The organism is Kribbella sp. NPDC051620 (genome assembly GCF_044453825.1).
GTDB lineage: Bacteria > Actinomycetota > Actinomycetes > Propionibacteriales > Kribbellaceae > Kribbella.
In genome coordinates this window covers 368,802-380,927 of record NZ_JBITDB010000002.1, presented here as the reverse complement: position 1 = coordinate 380,927, position 12,126 = coordinate 368,802, and the positions used below count along the sequence as shown (strand labels likewise).

Genomic DNA, 12,126 nt, shown 5'->3' with positions numbered 1-12,126 from the left:
CATCAGGCCCGCCCACTTTAGTGCGTCAGGGTGCTTCACGTCTTGCGAATAGTTAACGAGCGATGTAACTATTAAGCCATGGAAGACGAAGTTGACCGCTTCTTCGAGGTGCTCGCCGATCCGACGCGCCGGCAAGTCGTTCGGTTGCTGGGCGAGGGTCCGCGGCGGGCCGGGGAGCTCGCGATGGCGACCGGCGCGTCCGCGCCGGCGATGAGCAGGCATCTGCGGATCCTGCTGGCCGCCCGGGTGATCGACGACGAGCGGGTGCCGGATGACGCGCGCCTGCGGGTGTTCCGGCTGCGGCAGGAGCCGATGGTCGCGGTACAGGCGTGGCTTGATCAGGTTCAGGCGCACTGGCAGGAGCAGTTGGGGGCGTTCAAGAAACATATCGAGCAGGAGGAGAGATCGTGACCAAGCCGTCCGCGTCCGCATCCGTCGAGGTCGCCGCCGATCCGGCGACCGCCTTCCGGGTCTTCACCGCCGAGATCGACCTGTGGTGGGTCCGCGGCCCGATCAACTTCTTCGACGCCGCCCGCGCGATCGGCATGCAGATCGAACCAGGCCTCGGCGGCCGGGTCCTCGAGATCTACCGGTACGCCGACGCCACCGGCGGCGAGGACGTATTGGAAATCGGCCAGATCACCGCCTGGGAACCCGGCGCCTTGTTCGCCTACCGAAGCTCGGTGGACGACACCGAAACCGAGATCCGCTTCGACTCCTTCGACGGCGGCACCCGGGTCAGCGTCGAGCAGACTCTCCTCCCAGGTGGTGAAAAGGCCTTCTACTTCTGGCCGAACGTCATCGGCTGGTTCGTCGCCCACGTCGCCTCGAGTTCACGCCGAAGCTGATGATCGGCAACCTACGATGACCACATGCATTGGGGCGAGCAGGTCGCAGTACGGGGTGCCCGTGTTCACAACCTGAAGAGTGTCGACATCGACGTGCCGCTTCGGCAGCTCGTCGCGCTGACCGGCGTATCCGGCTCGGGCAAGTCGTCCCTCGCGCTGGGCGTGCTCTATGCGGAGGGTTCACGCCGGTACCTGGAAGCCTTGTCCTCCTATACGCGCCGACGGCTGTCGCAGGCTGCGCGCGCGGACGTCGACGCGGTTGACGGAGTACCGGCTGCGATCGCGCTGCATCAGCGTCCCGCGGTACCGGGTGTTCGCAGCACGTTCGGTACGGCGACGGAGCTGTTCAACTCGCTTCGGCTGATGTACTCGCGGTTGGGGGTGCACCTTTGCCCCAACGGTCATCACGTGCAGCCGACGCTGGAGATCGCCTCGACCGCGCATCTCACCTGTCCTGAGTGCGGCGAGCGTTTCGCAGTACCGGGGGCCGAGTCGTTTGCTTTCAACAGCGATGGCGCTTGCGAGACCTGCGCGGGCACCGGGGAGACGCGGCAGATCGATCAGGAGGCGCTCGTACCGGACGAGTCGCTGTCGATTGCCGACGGAGCCGTGGCGGCCTGGGCTTCGTTCGGCGCGGGCCTGCTGCCTCAGGTGGTCGCGCAGCTCGGCGTACGGGTGGACGTGCCGTTCCGGGAGCTGACTCCGGCCGAGCGCGAACTCGTCCTGAACGGCGAGGAGACGAAGCGGACGGTCGTTGTCACCAGCAAGAAAGGCAACGCCTTCGAGCTCAACGCCGCCTACCGCAACGCCAACCGGGTGATCGAGGACGCGCTCGCCAACGCCCAGAGCGAGAAGTCCATCACCCGCCTCGACCGTTTCGTCCACGTCGCCGAGTGCCCGTCCTGCGGTGGCTCCCGGCTCAACGAACGTGCGCGGTCGGTACCCCTGAATGGCATCACTCTCGACGACATCTCGACGTGGAGCCTCGACCGTACGACGACCTTCGTCCGCGCGTTGCCGGCCGCCGCGCCGGCCGAGCTCAGCCGGATGGCCGCGCAGATCGTCGAGGCGTTCACCGCGACGGCCGAGCACCTCCTCGGACTCGGGCTCGGCTATCTGTCCCTCGGCCGCGCATCGCGCACGCTCTCGACGGGCGAGCTGCAGCGAGTACAGCTCAGCCGTACCCTGCGAAGCAGCGCGACCGGCCTGCTGTACGTCCTCGACGAGCCGTCTATCGGGTTGCACCCGAGCAACATCGACGCCTTGATGACGGTCGCACGCCGCCTGGTCGAGACCGGCAACTCCGTGGTCCTCGTCGACCACGACGTCCGGGTACTACGCCACGCCGACTGGCTGATCGAGATCGGCCCGGGAGCCGGCGCGCACGGCGGTGAGATTGTTGCCACCGGCACCGTCGAGGACCTGTCGAAGTCGGCCGCGTCGGTGATCGGCGGCTTCCTCAGCGGCCAGGAATCGGCGGTCGTGCGCCCGCGGGTACCGGTCGAGGACGTCTTCGAGCATGGCCGGATCCACCTGGAGACCGGTCCCCGCTTCACCCTGAAGGAGCTCGAAGCGTCGTTTCCGTTGTTGCGGCTCACGGCCGTCACCGGCGTATCCGGTTCGGGCAAGACCACCCTCGTACTCGACAGCCTGGCCGCGGCGCTGGTCGGCCAGGCACCCAAGCACGTACGGCATTTGGATGCCGGCGGCATCGAACGTACCGTCATCGTCGACGCCGTTCCGATCGGGCGCAACGTGCGCTCCACCGTGGCGACGTACAGCGGAGTCCTCGACGACCTCCGCCGAGCCTTCGCCGGTACGCCGGAAGCAGTGTCGCGTGGACTCAAGGCCGCCGACTTCTCGTACAACACCGGCAGCCTGCGCTGTCCCCAATGCGACGGCACCGGCCAGATCTCGCTGGACGTCCAGTTCCTCCCCGACGTCGACATCCCTTGCCCGGTGTGCGAAGGCCGCCGCTACAACCCCGACTGCGACACCATCACCCTCGACGGACTGACCATGGCCGGTGCCCTGGCACTGACCGTCGAACAGGCCCGCGCGAAGTTCACCGGCCTCCGGAAGATGCAAGCGCGGCTACGCACCCTCGACGAGGTCGGCCTCGGCTACCTGATCCTCGGCGAAGCCACTCCCGCCCTGTCTGGTGGCGAAGCCCAGCGCCTCAAACTCATCGCCGACCTCGAGAAGCCCCAGCAAGGCACCCTCTTCATCTTCGACGAACCCAGCGTCGGCCTGCACCCCGCCGACATCCGCGTCCTCCTCACGGTCTTCGACCGCCTGATCACCGCCGGCGCCACCGTCATCGTCATCGAACACGACCTCGACATGATCGCCAACGCCGACTACGTAATAGACCTGGGCCCAGGCGGCGGCACCGCCGGCGGCCGCATAGTCGCCGCCACCACCCCCGCCCTCCTTCCCCAAACCCCCGAAAGCCTCACCGGCCAATACCTCCGCGACGTTCTCTGACTTGTACCTCGACATATATAGGTTGCGCTCAAAACAAGTGGGTGATTCATCCGCACGGCCCTTTACTTCATTTGAAAGCTTCTCAGGACGACTTTCAAGGAGCACAGTGGAGTTCGGGCGAGCAATCACGTGATGTGAATCGGCTCGCCGAGGGGGAACATCTGATGGAAGAATCGAACACGTTCTGGCGCTGGATGGCTGGGCCGTACGCGAAGGCCATGGATCGCGAACGGGTGGTGAAAATCGCGACCCGGCTGCCATTCTTGTTGATCACCGCGATCCTCCTGGCCGTCGTCTGCAGGCAAGGTGCATCTTTGCTCGGGGTCGGTACCGTCTTCATTCTCTACATCGCCGCGGCCACGCTGTGGATCAGTGGGCAACATCAGGCATCGATCAAGGCTGCACAGTCGGGCCGGCCGGCCGACAGACCATGGACCTTTCCATACCTGATCTCGCTCCTGATCTTATTGATCGGCGGAGGTCTTCTCGCGTATGGCGCCGCCCGACACGTGGGAAGTTTCCTCTTCGCTGGTGTGCTGTGTGTCTATTTCAGTGCTGGGTACGGGCTGATGCGGTTCCGGCAACGAGGCACGGACGGCGAAGGAAAGTGTCGCGTCCCGACCGGAGTTGTCCTGCTCATCGTGAGTGTGGCGTTCGCGCTCGTCGGACTTCTTCTGATGAAGTCGCACGGGTGGACAGTGATACTCGTTGCCGGCGGGATCGTCCTTCTTGTGCCCGCCGGGCTCAGCGTTCTTGCCGAGCCGGCGGTGGATTGGCTGCACGGGGACGAATCGGGTCGACGGGTCGCCGCATTCTTCATCACCGGTGCGCTGCTGCTCGGCGGATCTGCCTTGATCGCTGTCAAGCGACTGGAAACCACGCAAGCGGCGTACGTTGTGATCGCCTTTGCCGCACTCGGTCTGCTGGTGTTTGCCATCGTCTCCAGTACGCAGGCCGACATCGCCGCAGTCATCGCCGCGGTGTCGCTCATGGGTATCACGTCGGCGGCCGACCGGTGGCCGGACGAGCTGACTCCGAAGTCGGGCGATCAAAGGGTGCTTGTCGCCTTGGGGGACTCCTACATGTCCGGCGAAGGGGCACAGACCTACTACGAAGCGCAGGCCGACAGCGGCGGAAAGGGGAGCCGGAACCATTGCCACCGCTCGCCCACCGCGTGGGCTGCTATCGCGGGGCGAAACGATTTCGACTCGATGGCGTTTCTGGCGTGCTCGGGGGCCAAGACGTCCCACGTCCGGTACCGGGCCGACACGAACCTGCCTGGTCCGGCGCAGCAGTACAACGAGCCCGGGCCCCAGCTCGCCCAGGTAGACGCCTTTGAGCAGGGCATCTCGCCATCCCTGGTCGTGATCAGCCTCGGTGGCAACGACGCGGGCTTCTCGACCATTGGTGCCATGTGCATCGCTCCGGGAAACTGTGGCTCCCAGAGCCAGCTGTGGACGAAGACCCTGAAGCAGGTCAGCGCCGGACTCGCGGCGACCTACCAACAGATACGTGAGAAGTTTCCCGAAGCGCCCATTCTGGTCACGGCCTACCCTGCGCCGGCGTACGTCGAGAACGGGAGAGCAGTCAAGTGCGGTCAGGTGGCGCTGTCCCAAGGAGACCTGGACTTCATCAGCAGCTTCGTCGCGAGCCTGAATTCAACCATCAGAGCCGCGGCGCTGGCCAAGAAGTTCTACTTCCTCGGCGAGATGGAAGGTGCATTGGCCACTGCGCACCTGCAGTTGTGTGATCCGGCCAACGACGACCAGCCGGGCGTGAACTTCATCGGCCTTCGATCCGTCGCGGGGATCGCCGAGCAGCGCTTCAACCCGAAGAACTGGTACCACAACAGCCTCCATCCCAACGCTCGTGGCCACCTGGCCATGCTGCAGGTCTTCGAGCGGTGGATGAAACAGCATCCGAACCTCCAGGCCGTCAATCCGCAGGCAGCCGCGCAGGCGAAGCAGGCACCGACGGGATCGACGGTGAGCGCGGATGCGGTCGAGGACCCGCCCTGCGATCTGATCAAGGATGAGCAGAGCAACAAGCTCGACTGCCGGCAAGAGGGCGCGAAGTGGGCCAGAGGCGAACTGAGCCACACCTTGCTCGGTCGCTGGTGGGGCCTTCAGATCGGCGCGGCTGTCGCGGGTGCTTGGCTGTTCGGCGTTGCCTTCTATGGCTGGCGAAAACCATGGTGGAGTCGCAGACGTCGCTAGCGATTCCGCGGCCGGGTGGCGGCTGAGGTGCCGGTCTGTGCTTGAAGTGCGTGCGGCCATGGGAAGACGAGTGGGTCGGAGCTTGCCTGCCAGAGGTGGCTCAGTTCGCGCAGGGTTGCTGTCGTGCGGTCGATTTCCGGATCGGTGTAGGGGCAGCGATCGGCGCGGCTGACGCCCCACATTTCGCGGACTTCGGCGTACGGCGTGGGCTGGTCCTTCTCGACCGCCATGTGGAAGACACTCGAGAGCGCCTCGCTGATACCGATGCTGTTGGGCGCTTTGAGGATGCGCGCGCTGCGGACTTTGGCGTCGTGGCGCTTCTTGCCCGCCGTCTGCTCCATGCTGTCGAAGACCGCACCGGCCGCGATGCAGCCGAAGATGCCGTCGGGCATGCGCAGTTCGCGTTCGGTGACGGCGTGCGCGAGGTCGTGCGGCACGCGATGCTTGCGTGAGTACGAGAAGAGCTTGAACTCCGCGCCGTCCGCGCGCCGGATGACGGTGACGCTCTCACCGCCGCGGGGGTCGTGCAGGAAGGTGAGGTGCATCTCCCCAGAGTGACCTCTGCGTACGACCTGGTGCCACTGGTTTTAGCCGAGCACGAGCGGCAGTTGCACGGCAAGTTCGCCCAAGTCGGCCAGCTCCGAAGCAGCTGGGCTGCGACGACCTGTACCGACCAACAGGACGTCCGTGTCGGAAAAGCTCGCGGGAAACGGTGATCCAGCAATGCTCTCCACCATCTTCCGGGTCTGTCCGAGACCTTCGGCCGGCGGTTGCGGGAGCTGCGGAAGGTGGGCGACCAGATCCAGGTGATGCAACGTCCACTCCAGCACGTACGCCGAGAGATAGTCGCCCGCCGTCAACACCATGCCCTGAGTGCTGACCCGCATCCCCAGGTCGGCCAGCTCAGCCGCCCGCCCGGCCGCGGCCCCCACATCATCGAGATGAAACTTCAGCAACGCCGGATCCTGGTACGCCGCCGCCAACCGAACAATCAACGCATCAAGCGGATCCTCACCGGTCGGCGCCGTCTCAGCCACTCTCCAGTAACTCACCGAGTCATGCGTGGCCTCCGCATCGCTGGGCGTCACCAGCGTGATCAACACATCCTGCGCATCAATCACCAGATGACACACCAGATCCCGCACCAGCCACCCGACACATCCGGACGGCTGCCCGAAGTCCTCATCAGCCAGCCCGCCAACAGCCGCCCGCAAGGCAGCCCAGGAACGAGAGAAGAGATCCACACCGGAAAAGTAGTGCGCCACCGGTCCAATCTGTCCCGAAGAACAGGTAGTAGTCACGCCACCCCCGAGTCACCACGCTCAGCTTCGATGCCCGACGGCGCAGATCCCGCACTACTACCTGTCGTTGCGCACACAACCAACCCGAGCACCACGCAAGCAACCGCCGGGTGCTGACGCAAGGGCGCGGGAGCCTCGAGTGTGTGAAAGACGAAGGAGTGACCGGAGTCCGACCGGGGAGTACTTCGGGTTGCCCGACCGTTGGGGGCGCCGGCGGGCGAGCGCCGGGTGCTGACGCAAGGGCGGGTGGGAGCGTCGGGCGTGTGAGCGACGGAGGAGCGAGCGGAGCCCGACCGTGGGGGAGTACCTACGGAGCCCGTCGTCTAGAGTCGAGCTCGTCATCGACGGCTGTGCAGGAACCCGGTGGGAGTCCGGGGCGGTCCCGCCACTGTGACCGGGGGTGATCCCGGGAGTCAGGAACTGCTGCTGTCGTACCTGCCACCTGGGGCGTGGACACCCCGAGGAAGGACCGGTCGCGCGTGCCCGCGAACCTTTTGCTGCTCTCCACTGCCGACACCGACTTGCTGGCTGCTTCGCAGGCCCAGGCTGGGTGGAGGGTCGCCAACCCGGCCCGGGTCGAGCTCCAGGATGTCCCCACTCTGCTTGACGGCGTCGAGGTCGTAGTGGTCCGCCTGCTGGGTGGTCGCCGCGCCTGGGAGGAGGGCCTCGACGCCGTCATCTCCTCGGGCATCCCCACCGTCGTGCTGAGCGGCGAGGCAGCCCCCGACGCCGAGCTGATGTCGATGTCGACCGTCCCCGCCGGCGCGGTCACCGAGGCTCTCGCGTACCTCCGTGAGGGCGGCTCCGAGAACCTCCAGAACCTGGCCGGATTCCTCAGCGACACCATTCTCCTCACCGGCGACGCCTTCGACCCACCGAAAACCCTCCCGACGTACGGCATCCGCGCCGGCCGCACCTTCACCAAGGACCACAGGCCGGTCGTCGGCATCGTCTACTACCGCGCCCACGAGATCTCCGGCAACATCGCCTTCGTCGACGCCCTGGCGACCGCGATCGAACAGGCCGGCGCCCAGCCCCTTCCCCTGTACTGCGGAACGCTGCGCGGCCTCGACCCCACCCACGAGGACAACGCCGACCTGTTCACATTGCTCAAGCAATGCGACGTCCTCGTCACCACCCTCCTGGCGGCCGGCGGCACAGTCGCCTCCAACGCGACGGCCGGTGGCGACGACTCCTGGGACGCCGGCGCCCTCGCGTCCCTCGACATCCCCCTCCTTCAAGGCCTCGCCCTCACCTCGACCAGAGAGCAGTGGCTCGAGAGCGACGCCGCGATCAGCCCGCTCGACGCCGCCACCCAGGTCGCGATCCCCGAGTTCGACGGCCGCCTCATCACCATCCCGTTCTCGTTCAAGGCGTACGACGCCGAAGGCATCGCCAGCTACGCGCCCGACGAAGAGCGCTGCGCCCGGCTCGCCGGCATCGCGGTCGCCCAGGCCAAGCTTCGGCACGTCGAGCCCAAAGACAAGAAGCTCGCCCTTGTACTGTCCTCGTACCCGACCAAGCACGCCCGGATCGGCAACGCCGTCGGCCTCGACACCCCGGCCTCGGCGGTCGTCATCCTCGGCCAGCTCAAGGACGCCGGCTACGACCTCGGCCCCGACCTCAACCTCGACGAACTCCAAGGGGCGGACGGCGCCGACGGCCTCATCCACCGGCTGATCGCAGCCGGCGGTCACGATGTCGACTGGCTGACCGACGACCAGCTCGAAGGCGCGGTCGCGAAGATCCCGCTCTCGAAGTACAGCAAGTGGTTCTCCAAAACCCCCGAAACGTTGCAAAAGGCAATGATCGAGGCGTGGGGGGAGGCGCCCGGTTCCCTGTACGTCGACCAGTCCGGCCCCGAGCCGGCGATCGCCCTCGCGGCTCTCCAGTTCGGCAACGTCGTACTGATGATCCAGCCGCCCCGCGGTTTCGGCGAGAACCCGGTCGCGATCTACCACGACCCGGACATGGCCCCGTCGCACCACTACCTCGCGGCGTACCGCTGGCTCGAAGCGCCCGTCGAGGAAGGCGGGTTCGGCGCGCACGCGGTCGTCCATCTCGGCAAGCACGGCACGCTGGAATGGCTGCCTGGCAAGGGCATCGGTATGGCCGCCGACTGCGCGCCCGACGCGGTGCTGGGCAACCTGCCGCTCGTCTACCCGTTCATCGTCAACGACCCCGGCGAGGGCACACAGGCCAAGCGCCGCGGGCACGCCGTGATCGTCGACCACCTGGTACCACCGATGGCGCGCGCGGAGACGTACGGCGACATGGCCAAGCTGGAGTACCTGCTCGACGAGTACGCCACCGTCTCGGCGCTCGACCCCGACAAGGTCCCGACGCTGCGGGCGCAGATCTGGACGCTGATCCAGGCCGCTCAGCTGCACCACGATCTGCACACGTCGGAGAAGCCGGAGGACGAGGAGTTCGACGAGTTCGTCTTGCACCTCGACGGCTACCTCTGCGAGATCAAGGACGTCCAGATCCGCGACGGGCTGCACATCCTCGGCGGCGGGCCGGATGGCGAGGCACGGGTCAACCTCGTTCTCGCCGTACTGCGTGCGCAGCAGATGTGGGGCGGCGTCTCGGGCGCCGTACCGGGTTTGCGAGCCGCGCTCGGCCAGACCTTCGGCGTTGACGAAGCAGCCATGCTGGAGAACCCGGGCGTCGCGGTACCGGAACTGACGGAGCTGGCGACGCTGGCTGATCTCCCTGCCGTGAGCGGCGCCGATGGCGTGGACCTGCTGGAGGCCGTCGCCCGCAAGCTGGTGGTCAGTATGGAGACGCTGTCCTGGGACGCCGGCAAGGTGTCGGTCGTGATCGAGGAAGTGCTCGGTCGCGACGCTGCTCAAGTCGAGAAGTCGTTGCGATTCGCCGCAGACGAGGTGGTACCGCGGCTGGCCCGCACCGGCGACGAGCTGACGAACGTACTCCGCGCGCTGGCCGGCCGTTTCGTCGAGGCCGGCCCTTCAGGATCGCCGACGCGCGGTCTGGTGAACGTGCTGCCGACCGGCCGGAACTTCTACGCCGTCGACCCCAAGGCGATCCCGAGCCGCAACGCCTGGGACGTCGGCGTCGCGCTGGCCGACTCGCTGCTGGCCAGGCACAAGGCGGAGACGGGGGAGTGGCCGCGATCGGTCGGCCTGACCGTCTGGGGAACGTCCGCGATGCGCACCCAGGGCGACGACCTGGCCGAGGTGCTCTGGTTGCTCGGTTGCCGCCCGGTCTGGGATGAGGCCTCGCGGCGCGTCACCGGCTTCGAGGTCGTTTCGCTGGCGGAACTCGGCCGGCCGCGTGTCGACGTGACGATCCGGATCTCGGGCTTCTTCCGCGACGCGTTCCCGCATGTCGTCTCACTCCTCGACGAAGCGGTCCGTACGGTGGCCGCCCTCGATGAAGATGCCGAGAGCAACTACCTCAGGGCGCACGTCGACGCTGATGTTGCTGCTGGCAACGACGTGCGGTCGTCAACCGCGCGGGTCTTCGGGTCCAAGCCCGGTTCGTACGGCGCTGGGCTGCTGCCGCTCGTCGATGCGCGCAACTGGCGTACCGACGCTGAGCTGGCCGAGGTCTATGCGGTCTGGGGCGGGTACGCGTACGGCAAGGATCTGGACGGTGCGGAGGCCCGGCCGTCGATGGAGCGTGCCTACGCGCGGATCCAGGTCGCGGCGAAGAACGCCGACACCCGCGAGCACGACATCATGGATTCGGACGACTACTTCCAGTACCACGGTGGCATGGTCGCGATGGTGCGCCACCTGACCGGTTCCAACCCGAAGGCGTACATCGGCGACTCCGCAGTACCGGCTCAGGTGAAGACGCGGACGCTGGAGGAGGAGACCAAGCGGGTCTTCCGGGCGCGCGTGGTGAACCCGCGCTGGATGGCGGCGATGCAGCGGCACGGGTACAAGGGCGCCTTCGAGATGGCGGCGACGGTGGACTACCTGTTTGGGTACGACGCGACGGCGGGCGTGGTCGACGACTGGATGTACGAGACGCTGACCACGGAGTACGTCGCGAACCCGGAGATCGCCGAGTTCTTCCGCAAGTCGAACCCCTGGGCGCGGCACGGGATCGCCGAGCGGCTGCTCGAGGCTGCCCAGCGCGGACTGTGGTCGGAGCCGAGCTCGGAAGCACTGGAGACCCTGCGGACGGCGGTACTGGAAACGGAAGGTGACATCGAGGATCGCGGCTGAGACTGTGTCGATGCCGACCCGACCCCACCGCCCCGGTCGGGGGCCGCGCCGGCGCCTGGGGTGTGATTGGGTGGTCGCATGGCGCCCGAACAGCTGAGAGTCCTGGTCACCAACGATGACGGCTATGAGTCCCTGGGCATCCAGGCGCTCGCTGCCGCGATGGAGGACGCCGGACACGCGGTCCAGGTGGTGGCACCGTGGGACGACCAGAGCGGCGTCGGCAGTTCGCGGGCCGGGATGATCGGCAAGGCGATCTCGTCGAAGGTCGGTGAGAACGGCTTCATCGGGATCGACGGGACGCCGGCACTGGCCGTGACGCTGGCCCGGCTGGGCGCCTTCGGGCCGTCGCCGGACGTGGTCGTGTCCGGGATCAACAACGGGCACAACATCGGCCCGATCCTGCACTCCGGTACGGTCGCCGCGGCGCTGACCGCTTCCAGCCAGGGGTTGTCGGGGCTCGCGATCAGCATCGACTCCGAGCAGCCGAGGTACGTCGAAACGGCGGCCGCCGTGGCTGCGGAAGCGCTGTCCTGGCTGCTCGAGCAGCCGCGGGGAACGGTCATCAACGTCAACGTTCCCGACGTACCGCTCACGGAACTGAAGGGCGCCCGGTGGGCCCGCCTGGTCCCGTACGAGCGCTCCCGGCTGGTACTCCAGAAGGCGCCGACGGGCGAGCCGATCGTCGGCCTGGTGCTGCGCGAGCCCCCCACGGAGACCGACACCGACGAGGCCCTCCTGCTCGCCGGCTACATCACGGTCACCCCCATCACCGGCGTAGGCGAACTCCCCGGCGACTCAGCCGCCATCCACCTCTCAACCACCTTCACCAACTAGCCCGTCATCAACTAGCCCTTCACCCCAGCCCTTCCCCACTGCCCGGTCGCCTCAGCCGCCTACTCGCGGCCGAGGCTGCAGTTGCCCGCCGCAGCGCGAGCGCCCCATCTCGGTGGTTAACCCCCGAGGTGGGGGGGGGGGGGGGGGGGGGGGGGGGGGGGGGGGGGCGCGCGGCGGGGGGGGGGGGGGGGGGGGGGGCGACAAAGGGAAAAAGAGACAAACCGCGGCGCGAGAACGGCCG

8 protein-coding genes and 1 riboswitch are annotated in these 12,126 nt (G+C 67.1%); of the genes, 6 read left to right on the top strand and 2 right to left on the bottom strand.

Annotated elements, in window-relative coordinates:
* Nucleotides 1-78: 78 nt before the first annotated feature.
* From ACIA12_RS09030 to ACIA12_RS09015, 4 genes are read left to right on the top strand one after another with little or no spacing between them, the layout of a single operon-like run.
* Nucleotides 79-411 (top strand): ArsR/SmtB family transcription factor, encoded by a 333-nt coding sequence (locus ACIA12_RS09030; RefSeq protein WP_396366368.1) that lies wholly within the window; start codon nucleotides 79-81, stop codon nucleotides 409-411.
* A complete protein-coding gene (locus tag ACIA12_RS09025; RefSeq protein WP_396366367.1) occupies nucleotides 408-848 on the top strand; it encodes a hypothetical protein in 441 nt (146 codons plus the stop codon). Before ACIA12_RS09030 ends, ACIA12_RS09025 begins: the two co-directional genes overlap by 4 nt.
* 24 nt (nucleotides 849-872) lie before the next feature.
* The gene (locus ACIA12_RS09020; protein ID WP_396366366.1) at nucleotides 873-3,335 is read left to right on the top strand and encodes an excinuclease ABC subunit UvrA; all 2,463 of its coding nucleotides are present in this window, start codon (nucleotides 873-875) and stop codon (nucleotides 3,333-3,335) included.
* Between the two features lie 41 nt (nucleotides 3,336-3,376).
* On the top strand, nucleotides 3,377-5,551 hold the full coding sequence (locus ACIA12_RS09015; RefSeq protein WP_396366365.1) for an SGNH/GDSL hydrolase family protein: 2,175 nt from the start codon (nucleotides 3,377-3,379) through the stop codon (nucleotides 5,549-5,551).
* On the opposite strand, the gene ACIA12_RS09010 is transcribed toward ACIA12_RS09015, so the two are convergent.
* Together ACIA12_RS09010 and ACIA12_RS09005 are read right to left on the bottom strand one after the other, a co-directional pair.
* Nucleotides 5,548-6,096 (bottom strand): hypothetical protein, encoded by a 549-nt coding sequence (locus ACIA12_RS09010; RefSeq protein ID WP_396366364.1) that lies wholly within the window; start codon nucleotides 6,094-6,096, stop codon nucleotides 5,548-5,550. The two genes, ACIA12_RS09015 and ACIA12_RS09010, sit on opposite strands and share 4 nt — an antisense overlap.
* 42 nt (nucleotides 6,097-6,138) lie before the next feature.
* Nucleotides 6,139-6,795 carry a maleylpyruvate isomerase N-terminal domain-containing protein gene (locus ACIA12_RS09005; RefSeq protein ID WP_396366363.1) on the bottom strand — a complete coding sequence of 219 codons (657 nt, stop codon included), beginning with the start codon at nucleotides 6,793-6,795 and terminating at the stop codon, nucleotides 6,139-6,141.
* A gap of 410 nt (nucleotides 6,796-7,205) precedes the next feature.
* Nucleotides 7,206-7,275: riboswitch (cobalamin riboswitch) on the top strand.
* A 56-nt stretch (nucleotides 7,276-7,331) separates the two neighbouring features.
* Here ACIA12_RS09005 and cobN point away from each other — a divergent pair.
* Nucleotides 7,332-11,051, top strand: coding sequence for a cobaltochelatase subunit CobN (gene cobN / locus ACIA12_RS09000; protein WP_396366362.1), 3,720 nt, complete (start codon nucleotides 7,332-7,334; stop codon nucleotides 11,049-11,051).
* Between the two features lie 78 nt (nucleotides 11,052-11,129).
* Nucleotides 11,130-11,885, top strand: a complete 756-nt coding sequence (surE, locus tag ACIA12_RS08995; RefSeq protein ID WP_396366361.1) for a 5'/3'-nucleotidase SurE — start codon at nucleotides 11,130-11,132, stop codon at nucleotides 11,883-11,885.
* Nucleotides 11,886-12,126: the final 241 nt, after the last annotated feature.